Source organism: Pandoraea sp. XY-2 (assembly GCF_004193915.1).
Lineage (GTDB): Bacteria > Pseudomonadota > Gammaproteobacteria > Burkholderiales > Burkholderiaceae > Pandoraea > Pandoraea cepalis.
In genome coordinates this window covers 4,502,081-4,521,890 of record NZ_CP030849.1, presented here as the reverse complement: position 1 = coordinate 4,521,890, position 19,810 = coordinate 4,502,081, and the positions used below count along the sequence as shown (strand labels likewise).

Below are 19,810 nucleotides of genomic sequence, written 5' to 3'. Positions count from 1 at the left end.
CATGTCTGACCTGACCGCCTTCGAGCGTCGGAAGCTCGAAAAGCTGCTTGGCATGGAAAGCGGCTACGTCCTGAACTTTTCAGACCGTACATATGCGGAGTTCTTCATCGACTACCGTGTCGAGATTGACGCGGCCCAATACCGTACGGGCGGGGACTCGAAGGCCAAGCGGATGCGCGCTTTCTGGGATGTCGCCACTAACAGCACGGTAGGACGGGCGATTGAAGGCTTGATGGCCTACGGTACTCAGGAAGAATGCCTCGGCGACAGCAGTCCGGCACTGATCGACGACTGCCGAAAGATTGCTCAGCGTCTGCTCAGCGACCAGCCGGTTGCGGAACTGGACTCCCTGGCTGCGACCGTTGACGAGCGCGACTTCGAGGTGGTGGCTGAGCACGTACGCGAAGCCATCGAGAAAAACCAGCCCGAGGGTGCGCTTGATCGGCTGCACACCTTCGTCATCAAGTTCGTGCGAATTGCCTGCGAGCCTCATGGTATTGAGGTCAATCGCGACAAGCCGCTACACAGCGTGTTTGGAGAGTACGTCCGTGCCTTGCGCGATAGCGGTCACCTCGAATCGGCGATGACCGAGCGCATCCTGAAATCCAGCATCTCAGTGCTGGAGGCCTTCAACGATGTGCGCAACAACAAAAGCTTGGCACATGACAACCCGATCCTCAACTACGAGGAAAGCCTACTGATCTTCAATCATGTGGCGGCGTCGATCCGGTTCATCAAGGCCTTGGAGTTGAAGATCAAGTCGAAGACCGAGGTAGTGAAGAAAGCAAGATGGGAAGATGACGAACTGCCGTTCTAACATGCGACTTCGCCTGTATGGTCACTGATCTTCGATGAGTTGGATGCGAGTTGCCGCAAGCACAGTAGCTCGCACCTCAATGGCGTAAACAATGACCTGCGCGCCGTCATCGGTTTCGATCTGCACCATGTCGCGATGCGAAGTCAGGAACTCGGCTCGCAAAGCGCGGCCGATGTCGGCCAGAGCGATGAGATCGACCTGGCCTCGTAGGTTGTTCAATACACCACCAATCCGGTTCACTGGAGGGATGTACAGAACTTCGAGGCCGAAGTCTGAGAGGAGACCACGCAGGCACACCACGCCTCGCGCTCTGATCAAGATCGACTGCACGGCGGTGAGGGTGTTCTCGATCTGCGCGAGACTGGCCACCGACCGAGAACGAGCGGCAATCCAACGCGCAGCTAAAGCTAGCTCATCGGCCGAAAACCCAACTGGCAGTTGATGTGTGAGTGTTTCTGCGCGCTGCATTACCGCTCCATCCTCAGCTCATCATGAGCTGGATCACGGCCTTCGAGCCGGAAGAATTGATCCCGGTAGCGCTCGATCTTGGCGAGCATCCGCGAGCCGTCCGGGCCAAAGGCATAGCGCGCTGTTCGCTGGGCATAGTCATGCCAGTTGCGGCCCTCGTCTGTGGTACGGATCGACGGAGCGCAGGCCTCAAGCACGGTCGCGATCTCGTCCTGACCGTGCCCTGTGGCCCGGAGCCGCACGGCGATCATCGAATCCACGCGCGACAGGTCGATGCCGTCGCCCTTGTGGCGCGCAGCGATGTCGCGATAGTGGGCTTCGTAGGCACTGCTGGACAGTGCAGTACGCGCCGCAACGGCCAGGGCAGGCCTCCGATCCTGTGCCACCCGGACTTCCTCCTCAAGCTGGCGAGCAACGACGCAGCTCAGCGCGTATGCCTTATCGCAGGTGCAGGCCACGGCGTGCCGCAGCTCCACCACCGGAAAGGTGCCATTAGGCCGCTGGTACTTCGGCGCAGGCGCACCCGGCTCCCACTTCCGGTTTTCAAAGCCCGGCGCGCGGTGTGGATGGATGCAGGCTTGCAGTTTGGGGTCGCCGTATTGCTTGTTTAGGGCGACGATCAGGCGATTGCCCACGTCCTGATCGTCCAGGCGGCCCAGCTTGGGCACGTTCAGGATGGCCTGCAATTTGCCCGGACTGGACTCCATCACCACGGCAGGTCGGTAGCCGTCAGCGAGCATCTGGCGCAGGCTGGCGTCGCTCAAGTCATCAAGCAGCACATGGTGCATCCTCTGGCTGCGCGGGGTGTAGTACAGGTTCTCGCCGCGTGCGTGGAAGCGCAACAGCTCCCGCATCCGTCGCTCCACCACTGCTGCCTCCACTCCGTCCTTGCCACCCAAGACAAAGGCCTTGCGATGATCAGCCGCCATCTTGATCGACGTTAGCGTGTACCTGTCCGCACCGATTGCTTCGTGGTACTGGGCAAAGAGCCTCATCTGCGGTGCGCGCATTGCTTCCTCCCGTGCTATTCGGCGTGCTTCCTTGGCCGCCTCAACTTGTTCTTGAAGTTCAGGGTTGGCGATGCGGATGCCATGCTCCGCAGCAAGCCGAACGCATGTGGCCTTGTATTCGTCCGAGCCGTATACGCTGACCTTGCCCCACTTGGCGGCCCCGAGCTGTAGGGCGGCCAAGGTTGCAGCCACGTCGTGCGCCTCTTGCACGTCGATGCGACGGCCGTGGTCGGTGAATGACACTGCCTCAGACACACCCCCCGCCGCCCCTTGGCGGCGGTACTCCACCGCACTGCCGACGATCTCGCCCGCGAAGGCACGGAGATCACGCGGCAAGACCTCGTTGTCGCCGTCACCTTCGAGGCGCAGCGGTTCGTGCCGGTGGTATCGGTAGTCCCCCGCATCTTCGGCGCTGAACCACTTGGCAAGCCAGTCGTGGTACTCGGGCCATGCTTCGCGGGCATCCCGCAGCGCCTTGGCTTCCCGCCGATGCCGCTCCCTGATTTCCAGCTCAACCTTCTTGGCTTCGGCTGCCGCCACACTGCGCATGGCATTCAACAACTCACCCTTGCCCTTCCAGTTCTGGGCAGCGATGGCCGCGCTGCGCTCTGCCTTCTCTGCCCGGAACTGGGCCAACTCGCGCTCGTAGCGCTCCTTCTCTTCGCGCAGCTTCTGCGCGAGGTGTGCGCGATGATGCTTCGCGGCAGTGATGTAGTCATCCCAGCCGGGCAAGTCTGGCCGCAGCGGCTCGGGCTTGCGCTCAACCGCTACGACAGCGGAGGCAGCGGGCTCGAATGCACCAAGCCGCTTGGAGAGCTTCGGCAAGCTGCACCAGTGGCCCGCAGTGCTCGCTTTGACGGGTTGATCGCCCACGTAGATATGCGCACCGCCACCGGCCTTCACGTAGCGCATTCCGCGCTCCGCGAGGCCTTGATGCAGCTCGGCCCAGTTCGATGCAACCCGGATGAGTTCGCCAGCCTCTTCGATGGCGATTCGTGCCGCGCTCTTCTGGCCCGTGCGGTTCTCCATGTCCCCCGCACGGGTCGGCACGCTGGGCGTGCTATCCAGCCTGCCGACACGGGCGACGGTGCCATCGTCCATCACCGTGTAGCGTGCTCTTCTTTCAGGCCGCCACCCTTGGCGATGCTCGATGATTGCAAGCGTGCGTTGTCCCGCCTCTTTGTCTCGGCCCTTCGCAGGCTTGACCACTTGATAGGTTTCGGGGCTGACCTTGTTGATTGCGATGTGCAGGTGAATGTTGTCAGTGTCGCGATGCAACGCCGCAATAACTTGGTGCTTCTCAAGCCCAAGCTGCTCAAGGAACACGTCCAGCAGTTCCTCCACCTGCTCAGGTGTCGGCTGCTCATCCTCAGGCCAGCTCGCAACCCAGTGCTGAATCGGGTACTTCGACTTCTTGCACTCCATTGAGAGAGCAATCATCTCTGCCTGCTGACCCTTGAAGGTACTGGTATTGAAGCCGCGTGTCGTCAGATAAAGAACCTTCTCCGGCTGCTCACCGTCTCCGCCGTGGATCACGCCATCGTCGTCGATGTGATACCCGAGCCGGGTCAGACGGGCCGCGTCATCCGGCGCAGCGATGTATTCGGTCAGGTCACTGATGTTGGTCGCTTTTGACTTGCGCCCGGCTTTGTCCTGATCGACAGGAATCTTCTTGAGGATCATCGGATGCTCGCCCGATTGGCCTGCTCGTCGATGGCGGCATAGATGCGTCGCAGCACCCTCGCGCTTTCTGCTGCATTCACGCCACCCGACTGTAGGTAGAGCTTCTTGAGCAAGCCTCCGAGTCGGTTGAGTTCTCGGATGTGTTGCTCTTCCAAGTCGGTGATGAGCTTGCGCCCAAAGGTGATGCGACGAACCAGCTCACTGACTGTCAAGCCAGCGTCATCAGCCAGCTTCTGCAACTTCGCCTTTTCCTTCTCGGTAAAGCGAACACCGACCCGCTGCGTCAGCGGTTCTCCTTCTTTGACCTCAAACGGCATTCGCGGGCTCCTTCAACTGGCCCCGTGTGCGGCGGGGTGTGTCTGTTTGTCTACATCGTTGTCACCGGCCCCCGGCAGGGCAGGATGAGGTGAGCCACGGATCGAGACGCGGAGCGTCGAGGACACGGCGTCCCTTGGCGGGCACATGGCGCGGAGCGCTATGTGTTCGACAAGGGCCATCCTGTTACGCAGTTAGGACACACCCCAGTAGCAGTCAGTATGCAGACGCCTCTTTCCCTGAAGACAAATCCAGACAGAACAATTTTTCCCACGGCCAGCTAAAGCATGTTCAACCCAGCACGTCGCTCCTACGATGAACGAACTGAGCATTTGAGGAGCGTGTGGAAATGCGGAGAACGATTGAACAAGCGGAGCAGCTTGCGGCGAAATTGCGCGCGTTGCCCTCAGTGGAAAACAAGACTCGGGAAATCAGCAAACAGGAAGAGGTCAGATTGCTTGCAGCGGACATCCTGGCATTGATCCGGGAGCGCAATTGGACGATTCAACAGGTGGCCGAATACCTCACGGCGGAAGGGCTTGAGATTGGGGCTCCTACATTGAAGAGCTACTTGCAGCGCAGCAAGGCCAGCAGCAAGAAGCCATCGGGGAAGCGCAAGGCGGTAACCGCCAGCGCACCCCCTGATAGCACGCCGCACGCATCGCGTTCCAGCGAAAGCGTGGCATCCGCACCCACCATCGGGGAACGCGCAGCAGCGGCTCTATCGCAAACGCCGACCAACACCAGCAGCGCAACCGCTGCAATCACCCGGCCTGATCGCCAACAACTCTGAGGAAGCAATGACATGAACAAGATTTATCTGTGCGCCGGTAACAAAGGCGGGACTGGGAAGAGCATGGTGGCTACCGCCTTGATCGACGCCTTCCTACAGCGCGGCATCGAGCCTTTTGTGATCGAAACTGATGACGCGAACCCAGACGTTTTCAAGGCGCACTCGGAGACAGTCCAGTGCGCGGCCATGAGCCTCGACGAAGCGGATGGGTGGATTGAGATGATCAACTCGCTCGACAAGGCTCGCGGCATCCCGGTCATCGTGAACACAGCCGCAAGAAACAGCGCGGGGGTAGCACGCTACGGGCAGACGCTGAAAAGCACCTTGGGGGAACTCGGCAGGACGATGGTCACGATGTGGGTCATCAACCGACAAAGGGACAGTTTGGAATTGCTGGCCGACTACCTTGATGCAATGCCCGTGGGCAAAGACCATCAGGTGCATGTGGTGCGCAACGGGTACTACGGCAGCATTGAAAAGTTCCAGCTCTACAACGGCAGTCAGTTGAAGAAGCGGATCGAAGAGGGCGGCGGCCACACATTGGACTTTCCCGACCTCGCGGATAGGGTAGCGGACCAGATGGCGACGCAACGCCTGACGATTCAGGCAGCAATGAAAGAGATGCCGCTGGGGCACAGGGCCGAACTGATCCGGTGGCGTGACGAAGCATTCAAGTCGCTTGCGCAGGTGATGTGATGACCTTGGCTGTTGCTGCCGCCTTCGAGGCGGCTTTCCAGCGAAAGCCGACACAAGAAGAAGTTGATCGGCTTGCCCGTGTGATGAACGTGCTGGATGTGCGCGAGAACGACGCCATCATGGTGTTGATGATCGTGCTGGAGTTCTACAACGGGCTGTACAGCAGCATGCCGGGCCGCATCGAGGTGGCAGCCAAGACAGCAGTCCGCGAGACGCAAGAAACAACCCGGCGGGTGGCAGCTACGGCAGCTCAACTGGCACACAGCGACCTCGTTGAGCAGCTCGGCAAAGCGGTCAACCAAGTGGCCAGTGACACCGCAAAAAAACAGCAGTGGAAAGCGCTGGCCATCGGGATCGGAGCAGCCTCAATCAGCCTACTGATAACTGGCTGGATGGCCTTCGATCAAGGGAAAGAAGCAGGATATGGCGCAGCCATCAAAGTAGCGCGGAATGAATCCGCAGCAGCCACTTGGGCGAACACGCCAGAGGGGCAACTGGCATATCGCTTGGCTCTGGTGGGTAGCTTGCAGCAGGTAGCAAGATGCAGCGCACCGGGCTGGAAGGTGAAAAACGGGGCTTGCCTGCCCTACCCAGATGCGGACGGCAGTTTGCACGGATGGGCACTGCCGTGACGCTGGCGAGGGAGCATTGCGGGAGCAGCGCCCTCGCATCCCGATGACAAGCTACTTGCCGACTCTGGCCCAGTCGCACATTGTCACTGGCACATGCAAGTAGCCGTGCTGTTGCAGCCACAACAGGCCCAAGACCGCCACCACCTGCGCCGGGAAAAACCACGGCTTTCGGGTGACAGCGCTCAGACGCGCTCCAAGCTCCTTGGCGGGACGTACGACGGCCGCGCCAACCATCCTCACGCGCTCGTGCGCGGCCCCAGCCCGTGCTTTCAGGTCGGGCACCTGTATGGCCCCGGAAACAGTCGCAATCTGCATTTTTCTCTCCTTCAAAAAAGACGATTTTCTAGCGCAACCTCGACACCTCAACAATGTGTCAAACAGTGCGCAAACACTGTGCCAAACATTGTGTGTCGCTCAAAAAACATAGGCTCATTGCTTTTTGTGCGTATGGTTGCACGTGTATGCAGTATGGCCTAAGATTCTTCCAAGCGCAAAAGAACTGATCGGAGTCGAACACATGGCCCAGATGCCTTTCTCACCTTCGCCGGATGACGTGACGGTCGGCATCCTTGGTCACATCTTCGGCCCCATCATCGACGTGCTGGTGAAGGGGCAAGACCCGAACACCGTCGCCGCAGCAAGCAACTTGCTGGCGGCGGTGTTCAGCGTTTTCAACTCCGGTGTCCTGGTCGTCGGCTCGATCATCGTGTCCTACGTGGCATCGATGGGCGCGATCAACACGGCCAACGATGGCGAGGCGATGGGCAAGGCGTGGAGCACGGTCTGGACGCCCGTGCGGATCGTGGCTGGTGGCGCAGTGCTCCTGCCCTCGACCAGTGGCTACAGCTTCATCCAGATGCTCGTGCTGATGATCTCGCTGTGGAGCATCGGATTCGCCAACACCGTCTACAACGTCGGCATGGGCATGGGGTTACTCAAACCCGATGGCATCGTCGCGACCTCCTACCAGACTGGCACCTACTTCGGGCTGCGGGACTTCGCCAAGCAGTACCTCGCGGCGGCTTACTGCGCCCGCGCTGCCAACACCATCTACGCCGATGCAGCAGGCAATCCCGCTGTGATGGCGGATTCGGCCGCAGCAGACAAGCAGTTCGTCACCGGCACGCGCACGGACTACACGTTCTATATCAAGGATCGCAACGCGGCGACCAACCTCGGCGGCGGTGAGCCAATCTGCGGCACCGTCACATTGACCACCTATGCCCCCTCTGGCAACTACAGCGACACCTCGGGAACACAAGCCGCACTCGACAACGTGCGCGCAGGTTTGGCAAGCCAGAAGGCCGCTGCTGCGATGGGGTTGATGCAAGACATCGACAACTGGGTCAACACGATGCCCAGCGACGTCAGTCAGCCGGGCTGGACCAACGTGCAGTCGTCGCAGTTCAACACTATCGTGAAGAACCGAGAGGATCAGATCGTCGCCGCGATTGCGAATCAGATGACCTCCGGTGAGTCCGCAATCAACAACGGCGTTACTGCCTTCGTCGCGGACATGACGAAGGAGGGCTGGGCAATGGCCGGTGGCTGGTATCAGCGCATTGGCCTGTTGCGCACCAAGGTGGGAACGATCACCAGCGAATCGGTGGGCGGCGTCACCACGCCGTCACTGGCAGGCCTCCCGGACGACGCCCGGTCTAGCTTGCTCAAAACAAGCGTGACGACCATCGCGGAAACCATCGTCAAGAAGGCCGAGCAAGCTGGCAATGGCTATGCCGGCTCGACCACCGTCAAGCCTGAGGACATGGCGAGCTTGCTGCCTCGGGACAAGAACAGTGACGTGAATGTCGGCTCGCTGGATGCAGATATGTCCACCAAGACCACGCTCTTGATGAACGACCTGATGAAGAAGACGACTGACCTTGCCATCGGCAGCGGATCAGGCACGGATGCCATCACTCGGATGAAGTTGACTGGCGACCTGCTGGCCTCTTACCAAACCATGCTGTGGGCGGCCGAGTTCACCATCAAAACCACGATGACTGCGGCTCGCGTAGTGGTTGGCGCAGCAGGCGGGGTCGAAATCTTGGGGAACAAGGCCGATTTCCGTGGTGTGACCGACCCCATTTGGGATTGGCTGATTGAGGTCCCGTTCAAGGTTTTCGCCAAGCTGGAGAGTTACATCGGCCTGCTGGCCTTCTACTTTGGCGTCTTTCTGCCCAGCTTGCCCTACACCATCTTCATGGTGACGGTGGTTGGCTGGGTACTGGGTGTGCTGCAAACGGTCATCGCCGCACCGCTATGGGCTGTGATGCACATGCGCCCGAGTCAGACCTTCGTCGGCTCAGAAGCTCAAGGCTACCTGCTACTGATGGCGCTCTTCGTGCGCCCGGCGCTGGCTGTCATTGGCCTGTTCGCTGCGACGTTGGTTGCTGACCCTCTGGTTGACTACATCGCCAAGGCGTTCTTCGCCATGCGCGGCGACGTTGCGGCTTCGACCGGCTGGGTCGGTGTACTTGCCCAGTTCAACCAGTTTTTCTGGTGGTTCATCGCCTTCGGCGGCCTGCTGCTGCCTGTGCTGTTCATGATCTACGGCCTGCCCCAAGTGCTGCCGGATCGTGTGCTGGCATGGCTGAACGTGGGTGTCCATGACCTCGGTGCCACCAGCGCATCCAGCGAAATGCGTTCCAACCTGTCGTCTCAGGCACGCTCTCCGTTGGTGCAGGGGCTACCCAAGGACAAGGATGGCGGCTCCAGCAATGGCGGCCACATTGGTGGCCCTTCTTCCGGTGGGGGCACGCCCCGCCTTGGTGGTGGCGGTGGTGCCGGAACAACGCCTGTGAACGTGGGTGGTCAAGGTGTGGCCCCGCCTCTGGATGCAGCCGCCGAGGGCACTGGGGCATCTATGGCATCCGCCCGCAGTGGTGTTGCCTCCGCAGGTGCCGCTCGCGGATCGAATGTCGAGTCGTCGCGCCCTTTGTCGGCGGGTGACACCCCTCCGATTGAGTCGGAAGGTGGCGAGCCTCGCCGCACGATGAGCAATCGCGTCTCCGATGCACTTGGCGTCGGCATGGGCCATGCAGTGATGGCAGCGGCCTCGACCGTCAGCGAGAGCGCTGGCCGTGCCGCTCAAGCCATGCGACAAGCCAATGGCCCCGGTGACGCACTCGTGAACGGTGGGGTTGCCGCCGTCACTGGTGCAGCAGCAGCCCTCAAGCGCACGGCACCAACCATCGGCAAGGAAGCTGTCGCCGCGTTCAACGAGGGAGCGGATTCGCGCGTCGCCGCCGCGATTGAAGCGAAGCGCACTCCCGGTGACGCAGCCGAACCCGATGGCCCGATCAACACGGGCGACGCCACAACACCGAAGGAGGAAGCATGACCCACGACTATTGGAGCACCCCTGCCGCTGCTCGCGAGATGGAAAGCATCGGCTATCAGGATGGGCAGCGAGCGGGCCATCAGCGTGGCCTTAATGAAGGCTTCCGCAAGGGCATGAATCAGGGCATCCAACAGGGTCGTCAGGAGGCATGGGCCGAAGTTCAGCCGCAACTGAATGCTGCCAATGAAATGGTGCAAGGCATGGCCCAGATTCTGGCTGCCGCTGCGGACGCCCTCCTGCAAGCCGACGACGCTGCCAAGGTCGCCTTCGCGTTGAAGTACGCCGACCGGCTCGACAAGGCGATGGCGAAAGGCCTGATCCGCACTGCGCCCCACAACAACCCCCAGCTCGCCGGTCTGTCCGTGGTCATGCGTCTCGTCGATGAGTCGCGCCGGGCATGCCTGCAAGCGACTGAATCCCCTATCCCGTAAGGAGTCACCTCATGCGCCGCCCCTCAATCACCTTCCTCCACGCCACCCACCTCAACAGCCGGGTTCGCCGCGTCACTCCCTCCGCTGTACGCACGGCCCGCATCGTGGCCACCAAGGACGGCTACGAGCTGCACGCGACGCTGGCAGGCAGCACCGACCGTTGGGTGCTGACCTCTCCGGGTGGTATCGCTAGCACCTTCGGCGACCTGCCGGGCCTGCGCGAGTTCGCCTCTGTCGTCCTCGGCCGCGACCGCGTGCCGGTGTCTTACCAAGCTGCTTGAGAGGCCCGCTCACCATGAAAGCCACCCACACCCTGATCGCTTCCGTCCTGCTGTTGGTCGCTACGCTTGCCAGCGCTCAGATGCCCGCCGCCCTGCGTGATGCAAACGCACCCGCAGCCGGTGACTGGGCCAAGGCCTCGGCAATCCTGCGCGCCGCCATCGAGTGCCGCGAACCGCTGCCCTCTGCTTCGTCGGTGCTGGGCATCTTCGGCCTGACAAACCGGCAGCTCGACGGCGACCACAAGCTGCCCGAGGCACTGACCGTATTCGGCTCGCTCAAGGTGTCGGCCATCTCGATCTTCCACGGCGACGAAGATGAAGGCAGCTCGTACACCGTCCAGCCGGTAGGCGCGAAGCTGGCCGACGTGGCGAAGGCGGCAGTCCTCAAGAAAGACGGCCCGCGCTTCATCCGCAAGGTCAAGGGTGGCCTACTCGAAGCCAGCGAGCCGCAGCCCGGCACCGTCCAGCTCGCTTGCATCCGTGGAGGCGGCCATGAATAAAGCCGCCCTCACCAAGCCCGCCATCGGCGTGCTGGTGGGCGCCTCGCTCGCGCTGGCAGCCAGCGCGGGCGCGTCCCAGACCAGCGGCAACTGGTTCTCGTCCATTTTCTCGACGGGTGGCAGCGGTGCCACTACCGGGGTGTCAGCGTCGATGGCGGCCGTGGACGCGGCGATGAACCAGAAGATGCAGGACGATCTCAAGAACTGCGACGACGTGGGGATCGGTGCAAGCATCAAGACCGCCATCGGCGCGCACAGCGAGATGGCCTCGGCCACGCCGAACGTCGAAAGCCTCTTCGACGTGAACGATCAGTGCTTCGCGAGCGTGAGCCAGATCATCGACCTGTCGTTCTCGATTCCTTCGCTCGGCTCGATCCTGTCCTCGGCGCAGGACGCGGTTTTGAAGTACGCGCAGAAGAAGGTGTGCTCGACCGTGGGCAAGGTGTCCGGCATGGTCACGTCGCCGATCAACCAAGCCATCGGCCAATGGAACACGCTGGGCCAGCAGTTCACCGACATCAACGGCATGGCCGACAGCGCCGTGGGCGGCTCGATGAGCACCCTCGATCCGCAGCTCGGCAGTGGCTACAAGCCCGCCTCGGCCGCGACCGCCTACAGCGTGAACGCCAACGCCTTCGGCGCGAACCAAACTGTGTTCAGCAGCGGAGGCACCCAGCAAGGCGCACAGGCCGCTCCCGCGACCTCGGTGCAGCCGCAGGCCAGCCAGCAGGCTCAACCCACACAGACCGAACCCCAGAGCTTCACGAGCTGGGCTTCGAGCCTCTTCAACTGACCGAGGACTGAGAGATGCGCAAGTCGCTCGTTTTGACCCTCGCGCTGGCGATCAGCGGCAGCGCATTCGCTGACACCTGCATGGTGTCGCCTACCTCGAAGGAGCAAGTCTCCGGCCGCTTCGGCAAATTCCGGGAAGGCGGTGCCGCCAACTTCGGCTCGGGCAACGCCAAGCCGCACATGCACGACGGCCTCGACTTCTCGACCAGCGGGCAGACCGCCCCGCTCTACGCCACGTCGGCGGGCACCGTGACGTGGGCCAAGTTGCGCGGCAGCGCAGGCAACACCGTCGTCATCAAGCGGGACAACGGCCAATCGGCCGTGTACTACCACTTGTCGTACATCGCGGTGAAGGAGGGCGACAAGGTGCAGGCCGGGCAGGAGATCGGCCGTGCTGGCAGTACCGGCATGAAGCCGGGCGGCGCAGTCCACCTGCACTTCATCTACGGTGTGCCGAACTCGGATGACGCTCGCGCCAAGACTTTCTCGGCCGACGCCAACAAGAACCCGACGTTCAACCCGGCGCAGTTGCCGAACGCAATCACCAAGCAGAACTCGGCTTTCAACTACGCCACCGATCCATCGCCCTACTTCTGCAAGACGTTCCCGATCCAGAACGACGGCCTGTACCCCGTGCTGGGCAGCGACACGATGGCGCAATACAACAAGCTGTTCGGCGCGGCCCCGCCGATGGGCGTGCCGCCGTCCACCCAGTTCGACCCGGTGCAGGTCGCCGCAGCCAACGGCGACGCCTTGCAGGCGGCCTCCAAGGGCGCGACCTCGATGGCGAGCGTGCTCAACGACGCGGACGGCTACGGCTCACTGCCGTCGCCACCCATCGGTGACTACGAAACCATGTCGCCCGCCGAGATGATGAGCACCGAAGCTATGCGCCGCTTCGCGGACTCGGAATGGAACAAGTCCATCACGCAAGTCAGCAGCCGCGCTCTTTGGGTGGACTACCTGCGTGCGATGGGTGTGTCTGCACAGCTCAACGCAGCGATCCGGCAGAAGAAAGAGCGCATGGAAGCCTTGATGGCGCTCTACACCTCGCAAAAGCTCGTCGCCAAGCGGCAGCAGGTGGATGCGGCCCGTGAGCGGGCGCAGCGCGCCGACGTGCAACGCTCGATCCAGTGACATCGGAGGGTCAAGATCATGATCCTTTTCTTCGACTTCGAGCGGCTGCTGTACGGGCAGACCATCGGTGACATCGGGCCTGCTGCCCGGCTGGCCAAGGTGTTGATGCCCTATCCGCAGGTGGATCTCGTGCTCACGCGGTGGCGGATCGGAGCAATGCGATCAGTCGATGACGTGCGCGGTGAGGTGCCCGAACTGGGCAACCGGATCAACGACGTGGCGCACCGGTCCGTGCGCTCGGATGAGCAGCCGGAACGCGAGATCACCGGCACGCTTCGCCGGACGCGGCAGCTCTACTGGGCGGCCGTGGTGCCGAACTGGGATGCACAGGGCTACATCCAGAAGGCGACCCGCTCGGGTGCGCCGCTGATCCTGTGTCCCTGCGGTTTCGATGAGGAAGCTGCGCAGCGGCTGCACGCCGCCTTGGCGCGTGTTGTTTTCAATGAGGAGCTGGTCAGCGGTGTTCGCCGTCCGCTCCATCAACTGGGGGAGGCCTTGCCATGCTGATGCTGATTGAGCACGATTCGATTCTGTCCACGCCCGAAGCACGCCAGAGTTTGGCGGCCTTCGTCGCCAACCGGCCGAACATCAACGTAGCGGTGTTCCACTCGGCCAAGCTCTCGGCCGCTGAGGTCTGCGAGGCCTACCCACCCGAGCTTCGCGAGCGCCTGATGCTGACGCCTGACACTCCGCGGGAGCGCGACCTGCGACTTTGGCTGGGCTATGAGGCTGGATGTGTCTATGCAGCTCTGAGGCACACCGGCACGCTGGCTCAGTGCGAGGCCGTCGTGTGTCTGGTGCCTCCCGCCTGGGGCGACAGTGCCCGTGAGCAGTTCGGTGCGAAGCGAGTGGTCGTGATTGGTGAGCCTTTCAGCGCGGAGGCGGCCCGCCGCCTTGCTCGAAGCCTCTCGACCTACCGTCGCACGCCGGTCGAACCGTTGCCGCGCAGCTTGTCCAGCAAGGCATCGGTTGCGTCGATGGCAGCGACCTCGGCAGGCGTGAAAACCTCTTCACGCGGCAAGTCCTCGGGCCAGTCGATCCGCTCGGCCTCGCTCTCCCAACGCGTGGCCAGCTCGCACAGCATCTTGGGGTAGTGCTGGAGCAGTTCAGACCCTGGCCCGGCGACCTGGCAGGCGTCGATAACCTGCTGCAAGCTCGCGGCCGTCAGCCGCAGGTCGGCGATCAGCGCCTCGATTCGGCTCGGCCTGTTCACTTCTTTCCTCCCTTGACTGAGGGCGCACCAGCGCCCGCCGAAGCGGTCAGTCCTTGAACGGTGCGTTGCAGGGCATCCAACTGCCCCTGCAAGCCCTCGACGGCCTTGGCCGAGGCCCGAAGCCCAGCCAACTCCTGATCGCGTGCTGCCAGGGCGTTCTGCGCCTCCGCAAGCTGGGCGTCGAGCCGTGCCACCGACGCCACCTTCTCCTGAATCGTCGCCTGCTGGGCCGCCGTGCTCATCTCAAGCTCGCGCACACGCTGGGTGAGCGCGTCGATTTGGCCGATCTGCTCTTGCTCGACGCCTTCCAGCCGGGCGACTTCCGCCTCGGCACCGGCAAGCAGTCCCTCGGCCTTGTCGCGGGAGGCTTCGGCCAGCGCGAGCGGCTCAGCGACGGCCGCCTTCGCACCATGCAGCGCATGTGCGTACAGGGTCTGCACGAAGTCCCGGCCACGCGCCTCGATGTCGGCGGGCAGATCGACGGCGGCGATCTCGCCCTTGCGCTTGGCCTCCCACGCTTCGAGGTGCCGCTTCACGGTCGTGTACGAGCCGCCCGTGCGCTCCTGCACGAGCGTCATGCTCGGTTCCTTGCCATCGGCAACGAGGGCGTCTGCTGCCGCAAATACGGCCTCCTGTGTCGCTACCGGCTTCGCCATGTCGCTCCCCTTTGCATTACGATAATTACTGTAATTATCGTAATTACGATAATAGGAAGCAAGGGGACGTGATGGTGGTGTCGCCCGTCGCTTGCGGGGTGCGGCCCCTGCAAGGGGCGCCCGCCGATGGCGAGGTTTTTCACCGACTTTTGGTGCTGCCGCATAAATAGATGTGAGGCGACTGCCCAGAAAGGAGGTGAAAACAATGGAAATCATCGTCATCAAGCACAACGGCTATCCGTTCTGCAACAACGAGAACGCCGTGCTGCTCGCAACGGGCATCACGCACCACATCGTCCTGTTGCTCAAGACGTAAGCCATGCGCCCTCGGACTAACGCCGAGGGCGTCCATCCGGCCCGCATGTTGGTGATGTCGAGCGCCGAGGCGAGGCGGAGGCGTCGTGGCGGCCGGGCCACTCCCATGCCTCAAAAGCGCCTTGCTGGGCCTCTGCACCTTCGCGCACGTCCGTTTCGAGCAGGGACGGCGGCAGGCCCTCCCTTTTCTAAAGACCAATCGGCCTGTGCGCATCACCAGATGGTTCACCGGGGCATACCGTGCTTGGCCCTGAGTCCGGGGGACTCAGGGCTGAGGCGGTAGCGTGAAGAAAATCGGCCCAAGCCGATTTTTAGCGTAGCCCGCCGAACACATGCCACGGCGCACAGGTCGTCGAACACCACCAGGCGGCTTGCCCGCCCTTCAAGCAATGTTGCCCCGCAGGGGCCACGATTTGGGGGAGGGGGAGCCGACTTGATCGGGGAACCCCCGTAGGGGGTGCCCCGCCGAAGGCCGCAAGCGGCAGCCGGGCACTGGCGAGGGAAGGATGGCAGCCCAAAGGGGCGAGACGCCGTAGGTGGCTCGACGCGCAGCGCAACAGCCTTGCCCGCAGCGTCAGCAAAGGGAGCCGCCCGTGTGAGTTTTCGAGTTAGCGTCGAGCGGCATCGGTGCGGACGTGGCGGCACCGACCAAGGGTAAGTCTTAAAGGATAAAGACAAGGATAAAAGGATAGGGGTGTAAAAACTCGCTGTTTTTTGCTGTCGTATCAACGACATAGCAGACCCCGCCCGCGACCCATTCCACCTGCTGCACGTCGAAAGGAGTCCGAAAATTCGTCGACTTATGCACAGCTTTTGCGGCCAGCAAGAGCTTCCGGCGAGACCTGCGACCCATTCCCCCTGCGATTTCAACGACCCGCGACCCATTCCCCCTGAACTCCTCCGCGACCTGCGACCTATCCCCCTTGTCCGGCTATGGCACCCGCGAGTCAAACCCCTCGTCAATAGTCGTCCCGCGACCTATCCACCCTGCGACCTGCGACCCATTCCCCCCGATGCTCTGTCTCACCCGCGACCTATTCCACCCGTGGGCGAGGCAGGTGAAGTGTGCTCGCCACGACGTTGCCGGCACGTAGCCACCCGGCACCCGATCCGCCGGTTGACGATGGCTGGGTGGCATCTCGTTGGGCGTCACTGCGGCGGCGGTTTGCGGCTTTCTGTTCGGCCGAGAAATCACGGGCAGCTTTGATCGTGTAGGTCACATCCTCGATTTTGTTGCGGCCGCCTCGGTGTTCTTTCTTGTCGATGCTGTGCAGTGCACCCAGCGATTTCAGCTCATCCCATGCTTCATCAAGTGCCGCGACAGCATCTCGGACTCGCCCGTAGCCATTCAGCAGTGCGCTGTCGCGCTTGATCGTGCTGAAGCGCATCTCAAACCCGTCGATCATTGATGCCTGCGTGTACTTGAGGACAAGTTGGCAGAGGAGCCAGCGAGCAAGCTGCGCATCACAATTCATGAGCCGTTGATAGTTGAACTGCCGATAGGTCACCTCATCGATGCTGCGCGTCACCAGCGGATGGAACTGGGCGAGCCAGCGGGCATCTCGATCAGCTTCGTAGTCGCTGCGGCTCACGCCCGCGAGTGCGGTCAGGTAGGTAGCGCGAGCGAAGCCTTCTTCGCCGTCAGTGCCCTTGGCGATGATCTCGATGCTGCTGAGCGAGAGGATGTCCAGTCCTTCGACCAATTCGTCGTATCGCAAGCTGTGCCCCTGCTGCTCCAGCTCTCGCCGGAGACGATGCAACGAAAACCGCACCCCGCTGCGATAGTCCGGTCGGTCAAAGAAGCCCGCCTGCTGCTCGGTGGCCAACTTCCGCAGGGCGTGTTCAATCAGTTCTTCGCGGGCGCTTGGGTAGTAACTGATGCGGCGGCCATCCGCCGCACGAACTCGTGCGGGATAGATCAAGGCAGTGAGCTGTCGCTGCCTGTAGTGAAACGGAACCTCAAGAACTTCGAGGAATCCTTCGGGTGTTCGCATGCTGTTCATGCGTGAGCGGGAGATTGTGTAGCGCGGTATGCAGTCCCACAAGTCGCAAGCGTTCGACAACGCGCTGCGCTGCTGATCCGTGTTCGCCAGAAAGGTCTGGAAGAGGCACAACTGCCGGGCCTCGAAGGCCCCATCGGGCAGTGGGGCGACAGCGCGACGGCGCGTCGCCTTGGCTCGCTTCCGGCCTTGGCCCGAGGGTGGCGCTGTCGTGCTCTCGGGCAATGAGAGACTGGCTTGATGCTCTGCGCCTGGATCGCCCGATTTGCGATCCGTGTCCGGCGCGATCACGAGCGAGCAGATGTTGAGCGAAGGTCGGCCTTTTGCATCAGCCAGGCGGAGACCTCCGCTTCGATCCAACCCACGGCGCGCACCCCGAGACGGACAGGACGCGGGAAGCTACCCTCTCGGATGAGAAAGTAGATGCCTGATTTCGTTAAGCCGGTTCTCTTCTCGACCAGTGACCGACGAAGGATGACGACATCCTGTTGTTCTTTGTTGTTTTCCACTGTGAACCTCACCGCACCTCGATGAACGATGCGATCACAGTAAAAGCGGGCCAGAAAAGCAGAGAGAACGAGTTTCGACCGCTTCGCCAGCGGCGGATCACACGGTTGTCAGGGAATGCTATTCATTAAGGTAGGGAACCGTTTCTCCCAATACGCGACGAGTTCCTGCTGCTTGCGCGCCTCGCGCGCTTCGACGCCAGCCAAGGCGGTGAAGAAATCAGCGGGCAGGTCATCCGGTGTGTCCAACCAAATCCCACCGGCAAGCAACTCATTGGCGGCTTCCCATGCGTTCACCATCTCCACTATGGGATGAAGGCGCATTTGCACTCGTTGCAGCGATCTCACCAGGGCGCGGGTCCGCTCCTCATCTGGCAAGCAAGCAACTTGCTCAATGGCCCGCTGCATGAGCGCGGCCGTCCACCGCGCCAAGATGTCGCGCATCTTGTGGAACTTCATTGGCCGCCCGTCCTGCGGCAAGCCTCGCATCTGCGGCCTCGCTGGCAACTCAGCGGGGCTTTGATCTTCGTCCGAGTTCAAGGGTGGCAAAGGCGGGGCTTGGATGAGGAAAGGATCGGTGACAGCGAGTTGTCGGATCGCTTCCTTCTTACCGTACTTGCCGTACCACGTGCGCCATTCCCTCTTCTCGTGAACGTCGCGGCCCCGGTGTGCGACATAGGCCCGCCACTGGGCACCCAAGTTGTCGCCGTCCAGGCGTGTCGTACGCGCAGTGCGCGATGACAAAAGCTGTAGCTCAAGCTCGCTTTGGGTCACGCCTTCCATGCTGCCCTCGATGTAGCGGAGAAGCTCAGCTACCAGCGGGCCAGGAATGCTTCGATGGTGGTTCTGCCGCGCCTCGGCACGGTAGGCGGCCTGATAGCGAATGGCCTCAAAGACAAGTGCTTCGTCAATTGGCGGCATCGCTGGTACTCCCTGCGTGAGCCAAGGCGGCAAGATGGTCGGCCCATGCCTGCATGATCTCGCGCCGCTCGTTTAACAACAGGGCCTTGTTGTACGTAGCCCGCACCCGGTTGCTTTCAACATGCGCCAGTTGGCGTTCGATGGCGTCCGGTCGGAAGCCCTGCTCGTTGGCCCATGTTGAAAAGGTGGTGCGCCAGCAGTGCGGTGTCGTGCGCTCGCCGAGGTTCATGTCCCGCATCGCGTAGGTCAGCCGGTTCGGTGTCGTGAAGCCTTCGCCGCTACGATGTGGAAACAGGTAGCGCCCAGCCCCAGTGATGGGGCGTAGCTCTTCAAGCAGCTTTAGGACTGGCTCGGAGAGCGGCGAAACGTGGTCGCGCCGCGCTTTCATCTTGGCTGCCGGCCGCCGCCATAGCTTCCCCTCGGCGTCGAACTCGCTCCACTCCGCATCGGCAGCCTCGCCGGGGCGGCAAGCGGTGAATGCAATGAGGCGAAGACAAAGGGCTGTCTCGGGATAGCCTCTGTAGGCACGCAGCGCGCGATAGAAGGCGCGAATCTGGTCGGCCGTCAGCACGGCCTTGCTTTGGCTCGACGGAATTTTCAGCAGGCCACGCAGACCGGGGATGGGATTGGAGTCAACGAGTCCCCTCACGACTGCGTGCTGGAAAATCGCCGACAGGTCTCCTTTGACGTGGATGCCCGCCCAAGCACCGTATGCCTTGCATGCCTCCAAGATTGGCCGGATTTCTTTGGCGCTAATCTCGGTGATGGGTAGCTCATCGAGCTTGGGGCGAGGTACTTCCGAATGCGGGACTCCTTCGCCCGGTAGGAGCCCAGCGTATAGCTCGCCTTCACCTCGGCCAGATATGCGGCGGAGACCTTGGCAAACGAGATTTCCTGGGCCAGCGCCTCGGCGTGCTTGCGGGCTGCTGCGGCGTCGATGTTCCGTTGCCGCTCGTCCTTGCGATGCTGAGAAGGATTGATGCCTTGTTTCGCTAGATCACGAGCTGCGTCGCGAGCAGTGCGCGCGTCGGCTAGGCCAACCTCTGGATAAGAGCCGATAGCGAACAGGTTCTCCTTCCCGTTGAGCCGGAACTTCCAGCGCCACAGCTTGCTGCCTGAGGGCTGAATCAACAGAAAAAGACCGCCGCCGTCGCTGAGCTTGTAGGGCTTCGCGTCGGGCTTGGCGGTCCTGATCTTGGCGTCGCTGAGAAGGTCTTTGGGCATCCTGGGTCTCCGTCGAGAGAGTGGCGTACCCCCACTCATTTCGGCTCATACCCCAAAGACTACCCCAATTTTTACTG

The 19,810-nt window shown here is 62.0% G+C and carries 22 protein-coding genes; 12 read left to right on the top strand and 10 right to left on the bottom strand.

Annotation, left to right across the window (positions count from 1 at the left end):
• Nucleotide 1: 1 nt before the first annotated feature.
• Nucleotides 2–817, top strand: a complete 816-nt coding sequence (locus DRB87_RS20400; RefSeq protein WP_130027278.1) for an abortive infection family protein — start codon at nucleotides 2–4, stop codon at nucleotides 815–817.
• Between the two features lie 21 nt (nucleotides 818–838).
• On the opposite strand, the gene DRB87_RS20395 is transcribed toward DRB87_RS20400, so the two are convergent.
• Genes DRB87_RS20395 through DRB87_RS20385 form a run of 3 tightly spaced genes read right to left on the bottom strand, consistent with a single transcriptional unit; the run spans nucleotide 839 to nucleotide 4,295 of the window.
• Nucleotides 839–1,285 carry a hypothetical protein gene (locus DRB87_RS20395; RefSeq protein WP_130027276.1) on the bottom strand — a complete coding sequence of 149 codons (447 nt, stop codon included), beginning with the start codon at nucleotides 1,283–1,285 and terminating at the stop codon, nucleotides 839–841.
• Nucleotides 1,285–3,978 carry a TraI/MobA(P) family conjugative relaxase gene (gene traI / locus DRB87_RS20390; protein WP_130027274.1) on the bottom strand — a complete coding sequence of 898 codons (2,694 nt, stop codon included), beginning with the start codon at nucleotides 3,976–3,978 and terminating at the stop codon, nucleotides 1,285–1,287. Before traI ends, DRB87_RS20395 begins: the two co-directional genes overlap by 1 nt.
• Nucleotides 3,975–4,295, bottom strand: a complete 321-nt coding sequence (locus DRB87_RS20385) for a ribbon-helix-helix protein, CopG family (protein WP_130027273.1) — start codon at nucleotides 4,293–4,295, stop codon at nucleotides 3,975–3,977. Before DRB87_RS20385 ends, traI begins: the two co-directional genes overlap by 4 nt.
• Before the next feature lie 347 nt (nucleotides 4,296–4,642).
• On the opposite strand from DRB87_RS20385, the gene DRB87_RS20380 reads away from it, so the two are divergent.
• The 3 genes from DRB87_RS20380 to DRB87_RS20370 are packed head-to-tail and all read left to right on the top strand — an operon-like array spanning nucleotide 4,643 to nucleotide 6,414.
• On the top strand, nucleotides 4,643–5,086 hold the full coding sequence (locus tag DRB87_RS20380; RefSeq protein ID WP_206100042.1) for a hypothetical protein: 444 nt from the start codon (nucleotides 4,643–4,645) through the stop codon (nucleotides 5,084–5,086).
• A 12-nt stretch (nucleotides 5,087–5,098) separates the two neighbouring features.
• Complete coding sequence (locus DRB87_RS20375) at nucleotides 5,099–5,782, top strand: protein mobD (protein WP_130027269.1); 684 nt, start codon at nucleotides 5,099–5,101, stop codon at nucleotides 5,780–5,782.
• Nucleotides 5,782–6,414 (top strand): hypothetical protein, encoded by a 633-nt coding sequence (locus DRB87_RS20370; protein WP_130027267.1) that lies wholly within the window; start codon nucleotides 5,782–5,784, stop codon nucleotides 6,412–6,414. Before DRB87_RS20375 ends, DRB87_RS20370 begins: the two co-directional genes overlap by 1 nt.
• 51 nt (nucleotides 6,415–6,465) lie before the next feature.
• Here DRB87_RS20370 and DRB87_RS20365 read toward each other — a convergent pair whose 3' ends face one another.
• Nucleotides 6,466–6,729, bottom strand: coding sequence for a hypothetical protein (locus tag DRB87_RS20365; RefSeq protein WP_018746206.1), 264 nt, complete (start codon nucleotides 6,727–6,729; stop codon nucleotides 6,466–6,468).
• 202 nt (nucleotides 6,730–6,931) lie between these two features.
• Here DRB87_RS20365 and DRB87_RS20360 point away from each other — a divergent pair, with 202 nt between their 5' ends.
• From DRB87_RS20360 to DRB87_RS20325, 8 genes are read left to right on the top strand one after another with little or no spacing between them, the layout of a single operon-like run.
• Nucleotides 6,932–9,757, top strand: a complete 2,826-nt coding sequence (locus DRB87_RS20360) for a DotA/TraY family protein (protein ID WP_018746207.1) — start codon at nucleotides 6,932–6,934, stop codon at nucleotides 9,755–9,757.
• On the top strand, nucleotides 9,754–10,188 hold the full coding sequence (locus DRB87_RS20355) for a hypothetical protein (protein WP_130027265.1): 435 nt from the start codon (nucleotides 9,754–9,756) through the stop codon (nucleotides 10,186–10,188). Before DRB87_RS20360 ends, DRB87_RS20355 begins: the two co-directional genes overlap by 4 nt.
• Before the next feature lie 11 nt (nucleotides 10,189–10,199).
• Nucleotides 10,200–10,469: a hypothetical protein gene (locus DRB87_RS20350; protein WP_130027263.1), complete on the top strand. Its 270-nt coding sequence runs from the start codon at nucleotides 10,200–10,202 to the stop codon at nucleotides 10,467–10,469.
• Nucleotides 10,470–10,483: 14 nt separating this feature from the next.
• Nucleotides 10,484–10,969 (top strand): hypothetical protein, encoded by a 486-nt coding sequence (locus DRB87_RS20345; RefSeq protein WP_130027261.1) that lies wholly within the window; start codon nucleotides 10,484–10,486, stop codon nucleotides 10,967–10,969.
• Complete coding sequence (locus DRB87_RS20340; RefSeq protein WP_130027259.1) at nucleotides 10,962–11,762, top strand: hypothetical protein; 801 nt, start codon at nucleotides 10,962–10,964, stop codon at nucleotides 11,760–11,762. The genes DRB87_RS20345 and DRB87_RS20340 overlap by 8 nt, the downstream gene beginning before the upstream one ends.
• 14 nt (nucleotides 11,763–11,776) lie before the next feature.
• Nucleotides 11,777–12,898: a M23 family metallopeptidase gene (locus tag DRB87_RS20335; RefSeq protein WP_130027258.1), complete on the top strand. Its 1,122-nt coding sequence runs from the start codon at nucleotides 11,777–11,779 to the stop codon at nucleotides 12,896–12,898.
• An 18-nt stretch (nucleotides 12,899–12,916) separates the two neighbouring features.
• A complete protein-coding gene (locus DRB87_RS20330) occupies nucleotides 12,917–13,405 on the top strand; it encodes a hypothetical protein (protein ID WP_130027256.1) in 489 nt (162 codons plus the stop codon).
• The gene (locus DRB87_RS20325; protein ID WP_130027254.1) at nucleotides 13,399–13,992 is read left to right on the top strand and encodes a hypothetical protein; all 594 of its coding nucleotides are present in this window, start codon (nucleotides 13,399–13,401) and stop codon (nucleotides 13,990–13,992) included. Before DRB87_RS20330 ends, DRB87_RS20325 begins: the two co-directional genes overlap by 7 nt.
• A 115-nt stretch (nucleotides 13,993–14,107) precedes the next feature.
• On the opposite strand, the gene DRB87_RS20320 is transcribed toward DRB87_RS20325, so the two are convergent.
• The 6 genes from DRB87_RS20320 to DRB87_RS23815 all read right to left on the bottom strand — a co-directional run bounded on the left by DRB87_RS20320 (nucleotide 14,108) and on the right by DRB87_RS23815 (nucleotide 19,733).
• Nucleotides 14,108–14,767, bottom strand: coding sequence for a DNA-binding protein (locus DRB87_RS20320; protein ID WP_130027252.1), 660 nt, complete (start codon nucleotides 14,765–14,767; stop codon nucleotides 14,108–14,110).
• A 1,349-nt stretch (nucleotides 14,768–16,116) separates the two neighbouring features.
• A complete protein-coding gene (locus DRB87_RS20315) occupies nucleotides 16,117–17,076 on the bottom strand; it encodes a hypothetical protein (RefSeq protein WP_206100041.1) in 960 nt (319 codons plus the stop codon).
• A 293-nt stretch (nucleotides 17,077–17,369) separates the two neighbouring features.
• Entirely contained in the window at nucleotides 17,370–17,591 is a 222-nt protein-coding gene (locus tag DRB87_RS20310) for an AlpA family phage regulatory protein (protein ID WP_130027249.1), read from the bottom strand.
• 108 nt (nucleotides 17,592–17,699) lie between these two features.
• On the bottom strand, nucleotides 17,700–18,509 hold the full coding sequence (locus DRB87_RS20305) for a hypothetical protein (protein WP_130027247.1): 810 nt from the start codon (nucleotides 18,507–18,509) through the stop codon (nucleotides 17,700–17,702).
• A complete protein-coding gene (locus DRB87_RS23820) occupies nucleotides 18,496–19,158 on the bottom strand; it encodes a site-specific integrase (RefSeq protein ID WP_240756080.1) in 663 nt (220 codons plus the stop codon). The genes DRB87_RS20305 and DRB87_RS23820 overlap by 14 nt, the downstream gene beginning before the upstream one ends.
• Nucleotides 19,155–19,733, bottom strand: a complete 579-nt coding sequence (locus tag DRB87_RS23815; protein WP_240756079.1) for an integrase arm-type DNA-binding domain-containing protein — start codon at nucleotides 19,731–19,733, stop codon at nucleotides 19,155–19,157. The genes DRB87_RS23820 and DRB87_RS23815 overlap by 4 nt, the downstream gene beginning before the upstream one ends.
• Nucleotides 19,734–19,810 lie beyond the last annotated feature (77 nt).

What these genes read in the sequence shown, in the direction of transcription:
- DRB87_RS20400 (WP_130027278.1), top strand. Translation starts at nt 2, where the DNA reads ATGTCTGACCTGACCGCCTTCGAGCGTCGGAAGCTCGAAAAGCTGCTT.
- DRB87_RS20395 (WP_130027276.1), bottom strand. Translation starts at nt 1,285, where the DNA reads ATGCAGCGCGCAGAAACACTCACACATCAACTGCCAGTTGGGTTTTCG.
- traI (WP_130027274.1), bottom strand. Translation starts at nt 3,978, where the DNA reads ATGATCCTCAAGAAGATTCCTGTCGATCAGGACAAAGCCGGGCGCAAG.
- DRB87_RS20385 (WP_130027273.1), bottom strand. Translation starts at nt 4,295, where the DNA reads ATGCCGTTTGAGGTCAAAGAAGGAGAACCGCTGACGCAGCGGGTCGGT.
- DRB87_RS20380 (WP_206100042.1), top strand. Translation starts at nt 4,643, where the DNA reads ATGCGGAGAACGATTGAACAAGCGGAGCAGCTTGCGGCGAAATTGCGC.
- DRB87_RS20375 (WP_130027269.1), top strand. Translation starts at nt 5,099, where the DNA reads ATGAACAAGATTTATCTGTGCGCCGGTAACAAAGGCGGGACTGGGAAG.
- DRB87_RS20370 (WP_130027267.1), top strand. Translation starts at nt 5,782, where the DNA reads ATGACCTTGGCTGTTGCTGCCGCCTTCGAGGCGGCTTTCCAGCGAAAG.
- DRB87_RS20365 (WP_018746206.1), bottom strand. Translation starts at nt 6,729, where the DNA reads ATGCAGATTGCGACTGTTTCCGGGGCCATACAGGTGCCCGACCTGAAA.
- DRB87_RS20360 (WP_018746207.1), top strand. Translation starts at nt 6,932, where the DNA reads ATGGCCCAGATGCCTTTCTCACCTTCGCCGGATGACGTGACGGTCGGC.
- DRB87_RS20355 (WP_130027265.1), top strand. Translation starts at nt 9,754, where the DNA reads ATGACCCACGACTATTGGAGCACCCCTGCCGCTGCTCGCGAGATGGAA.
- DRB87_RS20350 (WP_130027263.1), top strand. Translation starts at nt 10,200, where the DNA reads ATGCGCCGCCCCTCAATCACCTTCCTCCACGCCACCCACCTCAACAGC.
- DRB87_RS20345 (WP_130027261.1), top strand. Translation starts at nt 10,484, where the DNA reads ATGAAAGCCACCCACACCCTGATCGCTTCCGTCCTGCTGTTGGTCGCT.
- DRB87_RS20340 (WP_130027259.1), top strand. Translation starts at nt 10,962, where the DNA reads ATGAATAAAGCCGCCCTCACCAAGCCCGCCATCGGCGTGCTGGTGGGC.
- DRB87_RS20335 (WP_130027258.1), top strand. Translation starts at nt 11,777, where the DNA reads ATGCGCAAGTCGCTCGTTTTGACCCTCGCGCTGGCGATCAGCGGCAGC.
- DRB87_RS20330 (WP_130027256.1), top strand. Translation starts at nt 12,917, where the DNA reads ATGATCCTTTTCTTCGACTTCGAGCGGCTGCTGTACGGGCAGACCATC.
- DRB87_RS20325 (WP_130027254.1), top strand. Translation starts at nt 13,399, where the DNA reads ATGCTGATGCTGATTGAGCACGATTCGATTCTGTCCACGCCCGAAGCA.
- DRB87_RS20320 (WP_130027252.1), bottom strand. Translation starts at nt 14,767, where the DNA reads ATGGCGAAGCCGGTAGCGACACAGGAGGCCGTATTTGCGGCAGCAGAC.
- DRB87_RS20315 (WP_206100041.1), bottom strand. Translation starts at nt 17,076, where the DNA reads ATGCGAACACCCGAAGGATTCCTCGAAGTTCTTGAGGTTCCGTTTCAC.
- DRB87_RS20305 (WP_130027247.1), bottom strand. Translation starts at nt 18,509, where the DNA reads ATGCCGCCAATTGACGAAGCACTTGTCTTTGAGGCCATTCGCTATCAG.
- DRB87_RS23815 (WP_240756079.1), bottom strand. Translation starts at nt 19,733, where the DNA reads ATGCCCAAAGACCTTCTCAGCGACGCCAAGATCAGGACCGCCAAGCCC.